We start from the raw sequence: 11,827 nt of genomic DNA, 5'->3' as shown, positions 1-11,827 counted from the left end.
AAAAACCTCTGTTAACGAGGTTCATGTTCTTTGGCCAGAAGATCTGTTGCCAAGCGCTGGGCCAAATATTCCCAAAGAATGCCGCCAAAAAAAGCGCCTATCATATAAAGAATGACTGCTTGCAGCTCCAATGGATTATTTGCTAGCCAGAAAGAAAATAGCGAGCCGATGATGAATAGGTAGCTGCCAAAAAGCACTTGCCGCCACGAGCGTTTTTTAACAAACTTGCTAATGAGAAAGGTTGAAAGGATCATCAAGAGAATTTGGATGAATGCCAGCGAAGGCAAAAGTGCAAAGTCAGAAACAACCATTTCCCTCAATTGTTGAATCAAGAAAAAGAAAGCAAAGAGAATGAGCCCGCTTGATAATGTACTAAGCCGCAAGGAAGATTTTTTTTTTCGCATTGGTTTACTCCTTGAAAGGTTTTCTTTATTATAGCAAATTTTTAGTTAAATAATGTAAAAAGATGAAAGAGAAGGTCTGCAAAAAAAACTTCTCCTACATGTGCCTACTTTTAGTATACTTGAAAGAAACGAGCGGATGGACTCGATACATAAGGAGGATTTCATGCCAACGATTCTTTTTGCGCCTGCCAAATGGTCCTCAGAAAGCGATGCAGGAGATTGAACACTTTTTAGAAAAAAACAATTTTTCTAAATTTTCCTATTAAAAAAGAGCGATTATCATTGAGATAATCACTCTTTTTTAATAGAGATCTACTAGCATCAGCAAGCCTGGGACCCATGTAGTGAAGATACCACAAGCGATCGCAAAATAATGAATCTTACGACCAAAGTTTACCTTCACGATCGTATCCAAAAAGCCGCAAAACCATAACGCTCCCCATGTTAACCAAATCAATGCAAGGAGGGGATCTTGCTCCCATTGCCAAGAGACCCAAGCAAAAGGTAAGGTATTGATGGCTACGAATAGCGCAAAAATCCCATAAATACGTAGATCTAAATCAAAAAGGTAAATGATCCCTACCAACAAATACGTGAAGGCAAAGAGAAAGCCAGTGCCTGCTTCATAATAAGCGCCTTGAAGCATATAGATTAGATTGATAATAAAAGATAACGAACCTGTAAAAAGATTGATTAAAGCAAGTGAGCGGTAGTCAATGTGAAGTAAGCTGCCCCAGCCGTTGATTATCAAAGTAATTCCTACAAAAAATAAACCGATCCCTAACATAAAATCCTCCTTTACTTAAATTTAGAATAACAAATTCTAAGAAAAAATAATAGCTCTATTTATTTTTAGGTCAATAAAAAGGAAAATAATTTTGAAATTTACTATTTTTTGCTGCTAAATTTGATAAAATCAATACCAAAGAGCGCTGCTAGCCGATGCTTTTCTCGTTTAGGGGTAAATTTCAGCGTATAAAAAAAACTTTTACTCGTTGGAAGAAGGGGAAAAGAGACAGATCAATAGATTTTCAGTGTATTGATCGGACAAAAAGCAGACCAGGCAGCAGTTTATCGGTTTTTACGAATTTGCAGCAGTGAAGACTGTTTTGCGGAAAGGAGGACTTATGCCTAGAAAAGATCGAATCTTACTTTTCATTGACGAATATATGCAAGCTCAAGGTTGCGCACCTACCATACGAGAAATCTGTGCCAATGAAGAAATAAAAACGACCTCTTTGGTTTATCGTCATTTGCTGCGTCTCGAAAAAAGAGGCCTAATTTACCGAGCTTATCGCTTTAAGTCACGTTCGGTTCGTTTTACAGACGAAGGGAAGGCCTATGTCAAAGCGTTGCGACAAGCACTTTTAGCAGACGAAAAACAAACGCATGGCAATGAAGAATAACTTAACACCAAAATAAAAAAGCCTCTAGGCTTTTTTATTTTGGTGCACGGTAGCCAGCAGCTTCCGCTTCAGCGATCGTTTTGAACCATTCTTTCGGATTCGTCGTATCATCATAGTATTTAGATCCTGGCAAATGATAGATGCCGCTTCTTGATCCTTTGATCAAACCATTTCCTTGTTGATCGACATATTCTTTCTGTTTCTCCTCTGTTTCACTGTTTTGAGAAGTGGCTGTTGTCGTGTTGTTCTCACTACTTGTCGCATTCTCCTGTTGCGTCATATCTTCGTTTGAAATCTCGCTGCTGCCATCCGCATAGTTGATCGTGACACCATCTTGGATGTTGAAGATATAATAGTTGAATTGGATCGTATCGTCGCCAATAGATTGGGCTTGCATCTGTACCCCACGGGCAACCAGCTCGTCATCACGATAGATTGGAGTGACAGAATATCGAACATAATGGTTTTTGTCTTGCTTGAGATAGTAGTTGATATCCATTTCTAAGCGCAACATCTCTGGATTGTTCAATTGACTAGTTCCCGTGATCAAATTCTTCCAGTTTGCATTTTCGCCAGCTAAAGCAAACCCAATCAAATGCGTCCGATTATATAAATATTTCCCATTGGGGAGCTGTTTATTACGCCAGCCTGTCGGTTTCACGCTGGAGATATCGCCACGTTTTTCCGTAGGCATTAAGGATTGATTCAACATTGCTTCAGCCGAAGTCGCTCGATTGAGGTGGTCAAGGTCGCCGTATGCTTCCCAGGCACCATTTTCAAGTGAAAGGTCGTCTTCTGAAAACTCAGGGATGTTTTGATTGACTTCAATTGTTTGGGTGCCTTGGTAGGTTAGCTGTGCCAATTCGTCTGCGCGAATATCTTTAGCAGAAGGGGTGCTTACCTCTGATTGTTGCGTTTCCTGCTTTGGAAATAGGTCATTGTTTTGTAGGAAACCAAAGCCAACTGCTGCGAGTGCGAGAAGCGCAGTGACCGATCCAATCAATGTTTTTTTCTTTGCCATCTTTTTATTGCCTCTCTTTTCATTGATATAGGTTTAGAATAAACGGTGAGTAAAAAAATCACAACTAGTTTATCATACCATTTGCGGGGGATGTTTTACAGCGTCTGCTAGCTTCTTTTGCCTTTTGTTCTTGACAAACTTCAGTCAATTTTCTTTACAAGCGACGTCCTTTAAAAGAATTTTTTCGTCTGCGAGTAATATTTTTCATATTTTAAAAAAACTATGTGATATAATGAATAAAGTTGCTGCTCTATCCCTTTGATGCTTGTTTTAATAACAGTCATCTCCAGCTGCGGAACAAACTTTCAGCTGTCTAGCAGACAACGTTCAAACGAAAGAAAACTGGACAATTTTCTGAACGATTGCCTTTCTTTCTTTGACCAAAATTATAGGAGAAGGAGTGTATCCCATGAACCAGCAAGAAACCATCTTACATTATTTAAATAAGAAAGACTCTGAAAAGTTAAAAGAACTCGTATCAGGAATGGAAGAGCTGCCGCTATTACAATTATTCAGCAACTTATCCGCGGATGAAAAAGTGATCGTTTTCCGACTGTTACCGAAAGACAAAGCCCTTATCCTGTTTGAAGATTTGACACCAGCTACCCAACAACACTTATTACGCTCTTTCACCGATGAACGAGCAACCGAATTTGTGAATGAGATGGCGCCAGATGTTCGTGTACGGCTTTTAGATGAGTTGCCAGCGACCGTAACACAAAAACTTTTACAATCGTTGGCGCCTGATGAACGAGCTGCAACAAACCTCTTACTAGGGTATGAAGCCGAAACTGCGGGTCGCTTGATGACACCGGAATTCATTACATTGAAAAAAGATATGACAGTCAATCAAGCATTGGAAAAAGTGCGAATGCAAGCCAAAGAAAAAGAAACGATCTATACACTTTATGTTACTGATCAAACGAAAACGTTAGAAGGTGTTTTGTCGCTGAAAGATCTCTTAATGGCACAAGGGGATCAACGCATCAGTGAAATCATGTCCCAAAAAGTTATTTATGTGACCACTGACACCGACCAAGAAGAAGCAGCCCGTCTGCTAAATGAACTAGATATCATTGCGCTGCCAGTCGTAGACAAGGAATCAAGAATCGTTGGGATCATTACCGTCGATGACGCGATCGATGTCATCGAGTTGGAAACAACGGAAGACATGTTTAATGCCGCTGGTTTGGTCGATGTCGCCTCCAACGAAGCAGACCGTAGTAATGTTTTGATCAATGGCAGCCTGTGGCAAATCTGGAAAGTCCGCTTGCCATTCTTAGTGATCACTTTAGTGGCTGGACTTTTAGCTGGGGTCGTCATTGATGAATTTGAACAAACGTTAGAGTCGGTGGCAGCCGTTGCGATTTTTATTCCTTTGATCATGGATATGGGTGGAAACGTTGGTACACAATCCTCTACTGTATTTGTTCGGGGGATGTCGTTAGGGCATATTGATCTTTCGACCTTCACCAGACATTTCTTTAAAGAAGTTTGGATCGGTTTGAGTCTAGGCTTGATCGTCGGGATCATCTCTGGAACCGCTGCTTCACTTTGGCAAGGGATCCCGATGTTAGGGGTCGCTGTTGGGATTTCCTTAGTTTTTGCTATGACCTTAGCCGCAGCACTTGGCTTTTTAGTCCCGTTTGTACTTATTAAACTAAACATCGACCAAGCAGCCGGTTCGGCACCGATCATCACCTCGATCAAAGATATTGCTGGCTTGTTTATCTACTTCGTTTCAGTAAATGTTCTTTTGGGTCATTTGCTTTAGCATACTGTCCGTTCCAGTGGTATAATAAAGCGACATCACATGATGAGCACAACATAGAAAGGGGAAATGTCCTATGACAAATCAAATGAAGCAACATCAACTCGGAGGTTTCTCTTTTTAAGTGCGGCCTCCTAATTAACTGGAGGGAAATCATGGAAAAACAAGGAATCGTGGTCTTTCAGGCTAAGGATATCGCAAAAGTCCGCCTGACCACAGGAGAAGAATGTTTAGCAACCGTTTCAGGAAAATTTCGTCAACAGGCACGAGCGCCAAAGGATTATCCTATTGTTGGTGATTTTGTCCAAGGGCAGGTGTATGATCAAGATCATTTCTTGATTGATGCTTTGCTCCCACGAAAGAGTTTTTTACAACGAAAAGTAGCCGGAAATCGGACGGATGAACAAGGGATCGCTGCGAACATCGACACGGTTTTTATTGCAACTAGCGCCAATGAAGAATTTAATTTCGCTCGGTTAGAGCGCTTTGTCACGATCGCTTGGGACAGTGGCGCTAACCCAGTGATTCTCTTGACCAAAGCCGATCAAGTCACAGCTGATGAAAAAGCAGAGCTGCTGCAAGCATTAAACGATGCTTTTGGTGTGAAAGCATTCGCTACTTCTATTTATGAACCGAACGAATTGCTGACAGAAGCCTACTTTTCAGACGGAAAAATCAGTGCATTTATCGGTTCGTCAGGCGTCGGGAAGTCCAGCTTATTAAATCAGCTCATGGAACAAGCCGTTCAAAAAACCAATGACATACGAGAGGATAGTCGAGGACGACACACGACGACGAGTCGCCAGTTGTTCACACTGCCCTCTGGCGCAATGATCATCGATACTCCTGGCATGCGGGAAGTTGGCATTAGTACCGTTCGGTCAGCTTCGATCGAGCAATCCTTTGAAGCGATCAGTCAATATGCTGAAGGTTGTTTCTTCAGAGACTGTCAGCATGAAACAGAACCGAAATGTGCGGTAAAAGCAGCTATTGCTGCCGGTGAGCTTTCAGAAGCAGCCTTCGCTCGCTATCGCAAAATGGAAAAAGAGCTGGCGTATTTGAAACGAAAAGAACAGATCAAAGAAATGAAAAAGTAATAGTTAGCACTCCTTTGTATAAGAGGAGTGCTTTTTTGTACGTGTCAAGAGCGCCTTGTTGAGTAAAGAAGAGGAGAGCCGCAGCCAATGTTCTTGTGTTTTCATGAAAAGGGGCCAATTTCAAAGGGCACTACATGCTAAGTGGTTGAACTAAACTAAGATCGCCTGCCTGGTTACAAGCTGTCGTCAAGAAAAGCAGGATAAAAAAACACAGTGGGGTGTTGTCCCACTGTGTTTTGAGCAATGATTTGCCCCTGCCAAGGTATTTCTAGTATAAAGCGTTGATTCTTAAATAGCAACTCGAAAAAATCGCCTCAATCAGCAGAGCGCAGAATTTTCGTCATGGCTTTTCCTTTCGCCAGTTCATCGATCAGTTTATCTAGGTAACGAATTTCTTGAACTATTGGCTCTTCGATCTCTTCTACCCGAATCCCGCAAATCACACCAGTGATCTGTTTTCGTGCAGGATTGAGCTGAGGGGCTTGCTTAAAAAAGCGTTCAAAAGAAACATCATCAGCCATCTGGTGGAGTGTTGCTTGGTCATACCCAGTTAGCCAGGTAATAATCTGATCTACTTCTTCTTTTGTCCGATTTTTCCGTTCTGCTTTGGCAATATACAGAGGATAGACTTTCGCAAAACTCATTTGGGTGATTTTTTGATTTTTCATGATAAACTCCTTTAGTCTTTACACAAAGTATACTTTATTTTTTTCTTTTTGCCGAGATTTTCAACGTTTGTTGTGTGCCAAAATAGGCGAGGGGACTAAAGAATGATTTTTTCTTCCTGTTCACGAAACCCCAATACTTTTTGTCGTGACTCGCCATCCCAATAGAGCAAGTCCAAATTCTTATGTAGCATTAGCTGTGTATATAATTCTTTCAACGTCAGAGCCGGCTTTTTGGGTTCGAAAAATAAAATCAATTGGTTATGACTATCTTGTGCGATCGTCGTAAAAGGAATCAGGTTTTCTTTGTAAGTTAAATAAATTCCTTGGTAATCTGCTGCACTCGACGACGTTGTTAGTGCTGTCAAGAGGTCTCTTGCTCTCATAATGAACCCGCCTTTACTGTTTTTTGCCGATAGGCATCGATATCCAACATGATTTTCGTTTTGCCGTACACCGTATACTTTTGCACCACGAATTGACGGCGCTTATTCCAATAGCCGCCCACGGTTAGAAACATGCCGTCATCAACATCCCCTAAAAAATTCAAACTGTGTTTCGCAATCAAACAGTTGGTGGTACCTAGTGTAAAGCGGACCAAAGGGGAGGGGGCAAAGGAGACGATTCTTATTTTTGAGACAGATCCTTTTTGTGTTTCCATCATTTCTTCCTCCTTTAGTTTAAGTAGTGTAAACAGTTGTATTATTCGCTGAGATCAAACCATTTTCTTTCTTCGTAGAAAGCAACGTGACGAATCTCATCATAATGGATTTTTTCTGTGGTTTCTCTCGTCAAATAAATGCCCAATGTGTCGTATCCGCTGATTTTTCCGACAATATCTGGGGGATAGCCGCCTTCTTCATTGACTTCTTCTCGTTGGATCGCCACAGTTACGTTCTTTTTCATCGCTTCGAATAAGCATTGATTGATTTCTTCCGTTGTGAGTGACGGCTTAGGCGGACAATCAAACGTGCGTGTCGGCTCTTCTTCAATTTCAGTTGTATGCTCAGATAAAAAGAATCCTTGCCACTTTAGCTTTTTCCGATCTTCATATGGTTGCAGCATACCCATAGCAATCACCTCTTATCTATATAATACAAACATATGTTCTCTTTTGTAAAGCGAACAGATTTTTAAATTTCTGATTCTTCTATGTAACATCTAAAAAGTGCATCAAACAAGGGGATAGTGGCGGGTATCGTTTTTTTATACTATATATGTTATAATTTATCCTGAAGGAATCATGAACGTTTTAGAAAATAGCTGGCGAAAAAGGAGAATAGTATGTCTGGATTAATCGTGGTCCTGCTTACGATCTACTTTGCAAGTAGGAAAGATAAAGAACAGTGGCTTTTTGATCGCAAACGATTGACTATTCTGGCGCTTATGTTTGTGATCGTCGGCATAAGTTGGGGCTTAAATGACAAAATAATGAAGGACCCTCGGAACCAAAATATTAGAAGTGATTTACTGTTTAATTATTCGTTCCCCTTATTGATAGGTATGCTAGGTCTATTTATCAAAGAAATACCACGGTGGGGACGGATCGTGACTTTGTCATTTGGCTTTATGATTTTTGGGTATTTAGCTATGCACTATTTGATAGGGTTTCACAACCCGTATTGGGAAAATCTACAGCTAAGTCCATTGTATTGGCTACCAAGTGACTAGCCATACGAAAGTATCGCCAATGGAAACGAAAAAAAGCACTCCCTTTATTGAGTGCTTTTTTCGGCTAAATCACTGCAGCAAGATGTTTCTTTTCCCAAAAAATGGGTTGAACCTAAGTAGCAAAAGGATCATATAAGGAGAAGTCACGACTGTTGAAATCAAACCGATTGATTCTTGACTAAACCGTGTCTTTTGATCATTGCCAAAGTAAAATATGCGACGAGCGTTCCTGCAATCCCAAAAAGTAAATCGATTCGATCAGGGGTGTTCATGAAGCCAAAGATAGTCTCGCTCAATAGATTGGCAATGAATAAGAGCAGGGTCAATAGTGTGACGGCTTTAAATGGCGCACCTACGAGAAGCCAAAAGTACCCCAGTAAGCCAATAATCAAACTAATCGAAAAATTGGAGATATGAAGATAAAAGTCAGGATACATCAAAGTAAAGAAAGAAATGTCCAAGTACTTTGATAAGTAGAGGAAGAGGGCTGTGAACACGAAAAGCAAGTAGAGGAGTGACGCCCAGATTTTTGGTAAAAAGACTAGCTTTAATTGCTTCTTCTTTTTCATTTTTATTCTCCTTAATAATTGTTATCTTATAGTAAAGCAGATCTATGTATCCCTAAACTTATTTTATGTTCTTATCGCCTTTGATTTTGACTGTTCGGACTAAATGGGTGTATGTAGGTTTTAAATATTCCTATAGAAAATTAGTTCTTATCGTTCGTGTGCACAGTTTCAATCATTTTGATCAATTTAGAACGGTCCCAAAGCTCAACATCCAATTTCGCTGCTAATTGTTTTGCGGATTCAGTAAAATAACTATTTGTCAGTACAATCGCTTTATCTAACGAATAATAACCAATCCCTGCGTAAACTTCTTGAACTGCTTTGTTGCCAACTTTATTTTTCCAACGTTTGCACTGAATACCATGCTTGCACCCATTTTTAGAGGCGATTACGTCAATTCCTTGATCACCAAACGCTTTGGTCATGCTAATCCCGTTAAATTCAAGTTTTCTTAACAAAAATGCAGTGTATTGCTCAAATTCCTTTCCAGACATTTTATCGATAGTATCTAACTGCGCTGAAGCAAAACGTTTGCGTTCGCTAACTATTGGATAAATTGCAGAAAATAAACCTAAAACGCTGATTACGAGTCCAACATACAATATGGGAGCAAAGTGCCAATCAAAAACAAAATAGCCAATGGTCATTAAAATTCCCACAATAAATAATTTTAAACTTTCATTTTCATGGTTACTCATTTAAAAACCCTCCTGTTTCTTCATTATATCATAGGAAGGGAGGGCAAAATGAGCAAAAATGCATCCTTTAATAAACAAAAATGAGCTGCATTTTATTCTAAACAACTTTGTATAATATATATTATGTAAACTAAAATATAAAATTTTTCGAACACCGTATTTAGCGGATAATTTTACGGCTCTCCTCCCTCTTATTTAGGATTATTTCCTTCAAATTCACCTAATTGGCAGCATAATCAAAAAAATGGTCATTTGAGCGATAGTTTTAGATTTTTGTTGGTTCTACGAGTGAAACAACATGCAACTGACAAATTATCTCTGAACCTTTGTCTGTATTTGATCTTGTTGATTCTTGAATCTTTGAATTCAAGCTTTGGTTTGCAGCTGCTGGCCAAACTCAATGAATCAGTCAAGTATCGTTGTTCACGATCTTATCAGTAATGATTCGCACTTAACCCAGCAAATTTGTGCTAACTAATAGCCTAATGGGAATCTTGATCACAGGCAAACCAGCAACGATAAACAAGAAACGTTTCGTTGCGTTCAGTTTTCACCTAAACGGATCAGATTCCCATAGCGAGTCCTAATCAAGGGTGCACAGTCATCTAAGTACAAGTTTCGTTTTGTTGCTGCCAATAAAGCAATGACAGCTACGGAAAGTTTCAAACTATGTAATACAGGATCGCCGAAAAGACAATGATCAAAATGACCAAGACAACGATTAGTTGATTTAAACGTCGAATAAGCAGGTTTTTCTTGTTTTTTTCAAATTCTTTTCCTTCATTTCGATAATATTCTCTATCTTTTGTTCCCACGAGCGCCAACTCCTTTTCCCTGATTTTATCACTATCCTGAAAACAATGGGTGCAATCAAGGTGTTTTGTACAATAAATGGCAGTATTTTGTTAGAGCCTACAATCGTATGCGTATAGCGACTAAATAAGACGACTGACGAGTTCCAAGTGATTCATAACGGCGGCTTTCCGAATAACGCCCATACCAGGAAACGCCCCTTGCTGATAAGCAGCAACTAATAGCTGCAGCCCAGCTGTTTGTGTAGGATACTCTTCCTCATGCTGCAACAAAGCTTCCATGACTTCAAAAAACTTTTCTTTCTGACTTGGTAATTCTTCCTCAGAAAATAAGTGAACGATTCGCAAGTCTTGCTCTGCTGTCGGATAGATCCAATGCAAAACCAACCGTTTTGAGGGATAACTGTGCTCATAATAAATTTTGCTATCGACAGAAAAATCACTAAATCCCGCATAGCCCAATTTATGATAAAGATGATGGGTTTTTGAAAATCCTTCCTCCGGACATTCTGTATAAAAACTATTTTTAGGTAAACGGGTAAACGGATCTTCCATCAGTAGTTTCGGGCCGTTGATTTTATTTAACAAACGAAACTCTTTGCTAACCAGCACCGGCAGTGTATTTTCCCGCCAATCACTAGCGAGTGCTTGGTCCGCTTGATGGATGATCCAAAGATCAGGCTTTTCTTCCACTGTTTCAATGGGACGATCTACGATCATTGCTTTAGGGGCAGCAACATTTTGCAACTCTGCTAACCCCTCTGCCGTCAGAAAAGCCCCCGCCTGTGGATTGCGAACCAGATAAAAAGGATGCTGCTTCCTTTGAAACAGGTCAATGGTCGTCCAAAACGTTTTTGATTGCTTGACTGGTTCAATGATCGGCTGGATCGCGTCTGACAAACAATCTTGTTCCAACAGTGCTTTCAACGCCAATAAATCAAATTGTTTTCCACGAATATACGGGAAGTACATCTTCTTCTCTCCTTCTTACTCGCCTGATAAAAAACGTTTTTCCAGCGCTTCATAGGCTGATCTCGTAGCGGCCAATTCTTCTTTCAAGGCTTCGATCGCTTGCAGCTGAGTATCTTCAATAAATCGATCATAGTAATTGACTCCACCACCGAACAAGTCATACTCAGGCTGACGTTTCTTCAGTTCTTGGTACAAACGTTCTGTTGAAAATACCCGCAATCCTCGAGCAGTCTGTTTTGCTTTGCCGACTTCTCGCGCTTGTGCCGAAATCAACCGAAACAATAAGGCATTTTCTGGAACCTGCAGCTCTTGCCGTTGGGGCTTCTTTTCGACACTGAAATACCCTTTGCTGCCCGTTTCTTTTTCAAGAAATGCATGATAGACCAGAACACCAATTGTAGGTCCAATCTGATCTTTGACTTTCTCATACAATGCCTTGGGTAAGACAAAATAATTATAATTCCCAATAAAGGATAGTTTTGCTTTTGAGCGAAAATCTGCCAAACTAACTTTGAGTTCGTAGCAACGCCATTCAAAGGTATTTTCAGTCGTCAAGCGACAACTCAAAGTATCCACGATGCCGTGATCATCTGGCATGACGACCTCTTCTACCACAATATCACTGTTTTCCCGACAATAATAATAAAGTGCCTCTTCCATTTCTAAAGTTAAGGATGTCTTCACAAATTCACGACCTTTGTCTTGTTTCACCTATTATAAAACATATGTTCGCATTTTGGA

At 40.1% G+C, this 11,827-nt stretch carries 16 protein-coding genes; 4 read left to right on the top strand and 12 right to left on the bottom strand.

The annotated features are described in order from the left end of the window. Positions 1 to 11 precede the first annotated feature (11 nt). Both A5883_RS07245 and A5883_RS07235 read right to left on the bottom strand, forming a co-directional pair. Positions 12 to 404, bottom strand: a complete 393-nt coding sequence (locus A5883_RS07245) for a hypothetical protein (protein WP_086338217.1) — start codon at positions 402 to 404, stop codon at positions 12 to 14. A gap of 301 nt (positions 405 to 705) precedes the next feature. Next, on the bottom strand, positions 706 to 1,191 hold the full coding sequence (locus A5883_RS07235) for an AmiS/UreI family transporter (RefSeq protein ID WP_086338216.1): 486 nt from the start codon (positions 1,189 to 1,191) through the stop codon (positions 706 to 708). 340 nt (positions 1,192 to 1,531) lie between these two features. Between A5883_RS07235 and A5883_RS07230 the strand changes: the two genes are divergently transcribed. After that, on the top strand, positions 1,532 to 1,810 hold the full coding sequence (locus A5883_RS07230; protein ID WP_005226072.1) for a LexA family protein: 279 nt from the start codon (positions 1,532 to 1,534) through the stop codon (positions 1,808 to 1,810). Between the two features lie 34 nt (positions 1,811 to 1,844). On the opposite strand, the gene A5883_RS07225 is transcribed toward A5883_RS07230, so the two are convergent. Continuing rightward, positions 1,845 to 2,831, bottom strand: coding sequence for a DNA/RNA non-specific endonuclease (locus A5883_RS07225; RefSeq protein WP_086338215.1), 987 nt, complete (start codon positions 2,829 to 2,831; stop codon positions 1,845 to 1,847). 409 nt (positions 2,832 to 3,240) lie between these two features. Between A5883_RS07225 and mgtE the strand changes: the two genes are divergently transcribed. Together mgtE and rsgA are read left to right on the top strand one after the other, a co-directional pair. Further along, positions 3,241 to 4,605, top strand: coding sequence for a magnesium transporter (mgtE, locus tag A5883_RS07220; RefSeq protein WP_015509692.1), 1,365 nt, complete (start codon positions 3,241 to 3,243; stop codon positions 4,603 to 4,605). Between the two features lie 152 nt (positions 4,606 to 4,757). Then, entirely contained in the window at positions 4,758 to 5,699 is a 942-nt protein-coding gene (rsgA, locus tag A5883_RS07215; protein WP_015509693.1) for a ribosome small subunit-dependent GTPase A, read from the top strand. A gap of 314 nt (positions 5,700 to 6,013) precedes the next feature. Here the strand turns inward: rsgA and A5883_RS07210 are convergent, their stop codons facing one another. The 4 genes from A5883_RS07210 to A5883_RS07195 all read right to left on the bottom strand — a co-directional run bounded on the left by A5883_RS07210 (position 6,014) and on the right by A5883_RS07195 (position 7,435). Next, positions 6,014 to 6,367 (bottom strand): DUF2200 domain-containing protein, encoded by a 354-nt coding sequence (locus A5883_RS07210; RefSeq protein ID WP_086338214.1) that lies wholly within the window; start codon positions 6,365 to 6,367, stop codon positions 6,014 to 6,016. 95 nt (positions 6,368 to 6,462) lie between these two features. Then, entirely contained in the window at positions 6,463 to 6,750 is a 288-nt protein-coding gene (locus A5883_RS07205; RefSeq protein ID WP_005226077.1) for a hypothetical protein, read from the bottom strand. Beyond that, a complete protein-coding gene (locus A5883_RS07200) occupies positions 6,747 to 7,025 on the bottom strand; it encodes a hypothetical protein (protein ID WP_016611786.1) in 279 nt (92 codons plus the stop codon). The genes A5883_RS07205 and A5883_RS07200 overlap by 4 nt, the downstream gene beginning before the upstream one ends. 41 nt (positions 7,026 to 7,066) lie before the next feature. Next, complete coding sequence (locus A5883_RS07195) at positions 7,067 to 7,435, bottom strand: hypothetical protein (protein WP_086338213.1); 369 nt, start codon at positions 7,433 to 7,435, stop codon at positions 7,067 to 7,069. A gap of 213 nt (positions 7,436 to 7,648) precedes the next feature. Between A5883_RS07195 and A5883_RS07190 the strand changes: the two genes are divergently transcribed. Beyond that, positions 7,649 to 8,035 carry a hypothetical protein gene (locus A5883_RS07190; RefSeq protein WP_086338212.1) on the top strand — a complete coding sequence of 129 codons (387 nt, stop codon included), beginning with the start codon at positions 7,649 to 7,651 and terminating at the stop codon, positions 8,033 to 8,035. A gap of 158 nt (positions 8,036 to 8,193) precedes the next feature. On the opposite strand, the gene A5883_RS07185 is transcribed toward A5883_RS07190, so the two are convergent. The 5 genes from A5883_RS07185 to A5883_RS07170 form a co-directional block, all read right to left on the bottom strand. Further along, the gene (locus A5883_RS07185; RefSeq protein WP_086338211.1) at positions 8,194 to 8,604 is read right to left on the bottom strand and encodes a hypothetical protein; all 411 of its coding nucleotides are present in this window, start codon (positions 8,602 to 8,604) and stop codon (positions 8,194 to 8,196) included. A 140-nt stretch (positions 8,605 to 8,744) separates the two neighbouring features. After that, the gene (locus A5883_RS07180) at positions 8,745 to 9,302 is read right to left on the bottom strand and encodes a restriction endonuclease (RefSeq protein WP_086338210.1); all 558 of its coding nucleotides are present in this window, start codon (positions 9,300 to 9,302) and stop codon (positions 8,745 to 8,747) included. Between the two features lie 662 nt (positions 9,303 to 9,964). Then, on the bottom strand, positions 9,965 to 10,117 hold the full coding sequence (locus tag A5883_RS19125) for a hypothetical protein (protein ID WP_010748347.1): 153 nt from the start codon (positions 10,115 to 10,117) through the stop codon (positions 9,965 to 9,967). 120 nt (positions 10,118 to 10,237) lie between these two features. Next, complete coding sequence (locus tag A5883_RS07175; RefSeq protein ID WP_015509701.1) at positions 10,238 to 11,086, bottom strand: sce7725 family protein; 849 nt, start codon at positions 11,084 to 11,086, stop codon at positions 10,238 to 10,240. Between the two features lie 15 nt (positions 11,087 to 11,101). Next, entirely contained in the window at positions 11,102 to 11,770 is a 669-nt protein-coding gene (locus A5883_RS07170; protein ID WP_086338209.1) for a hypothetical protein, read from the bottom strand. Positions 11,771 to 11,827: the final 57 nt, after the last annotated feature.

This window comes from Enterococcus sp. 5B3_DIV0040, assembly GCF_002140755.1.
In the GTDB taxonomy this organism is placed as follows: Bacteria; Bacillota; Bacilli; order Lactobacillales; family Enterococcaceae; genus Enterococcus_D; species Enterococcus_D casseliflavus.
The sequence above is the reverse complement of the archived record's forward strand: the minus strand, read 5'-3'. Positions and strand labels throughout refer to the sequence as shown.

What these genes read in the sequence shown, in the direction of transcription:
- A5883_RS07235 (WP_086338216.1), bottom strand. Translation starts at nt 1,191, where the DNA reads ATGTTAGGGATCGGTTTATTTTTTGTAGGAATTACTTTGATAATCAAC.
- A5883_RS07195 (WP_086338213.1), bottom strand. Translation starts at nt 7,435, where the DNA reads ATGGGTATGCTGCAACCATATGAAGATCGGAAAAAGCTAAAGTGGCAA.
- A5883_RS07190 (WP_086338212.1), top strand. Translation starts at nt 7,649, where the DNA reads ATGTCTGGATTAATCGTGGTCCTGCTTACGATCTACTTTGCAAGTAGG.
- A5883_RS07205 (WP_005226077.1), bottom strand. Translation starts at nt 6,750, where the DNA reads ATGAGAGCAAGAGACCTCTTGACAGCACTAACAACGTCGTCGAGTGCA.
- rsgA (WP_015509693.1), top strand. Translation starts at nt 4,758, where the DNA reads ATGGAAAAACAAGGAATCGTGGTCTTTCAGGCTAAGGATATCGCAAAA.
- A5883_RS07175 (WP_015509701.1), bottom strand. Translation starts at nt 11,086, where the DNA reads ATGTACTTCCCGTATATTCGTGGAAAACAATTTGATTTATTGGCGTTG.
- A5883_RS07225 (WP_086338215.1), bottom strand. Translation starts at nt 2,831, where the DNA reads ATGGCAAAGAAAAAAACATTGATTGGATCGGTCACTGCGCTTCTCGCA.
- A5883_RS07180 (WP_086338210.1), bottom strand. Translation starts at nt 9,302, where the DNA reads ATGAGTAACCATGAAAATGAAAGTTTAAAATTATTTATTGTGGGAATT.
- A5883_RS07245 (WP_086338217.1), bottom strand. Translation starts at nt 404, where the DNA reads ATGCGAAAAAAAAAATCTTCCTTGCGGCTTAGTACATTATCAAGCGGG.
- mgtE (WP_015509692.1), top strand. Translation starts at nt 3,241, where the DNA reads ATGAACCAGCAAGAAACCATCTTACATTATTTAAATAAGAAAGACTCT.
- A5883_RS07210 (WP_086338214.1), bottom strand. Translation starts at nt 6,367, where the DNA reads ATGAAAAATCAAAAAATCACCCAAATGAGTTTTGCGAAAGTCTATCCT.
- A5883_RS07185 (WP_086338211.1), bottom strand. Translation starts at nt 8,604, where the DNA reads ATGAAAAAGAAGAAGCAATTAAAGCTAGTCTTTTTACCAAAAATCTGG.
- A5883_RS07200 (WP_016611786.1), bottom strand. Translation starts at nt 7,025, where the DNA reads ATGGAAACACAAAAAGGATCTGTCTCAAAAATAAGAATCGTCTCCTTT.
- A5883_RS07230 (WP_005226072.1), top strand. Translation starts at nt 1,532, where the DNA reads ATGCCTAGAAAAGATCGAATCTTACTTTTCATTGACGAATATATGCAA.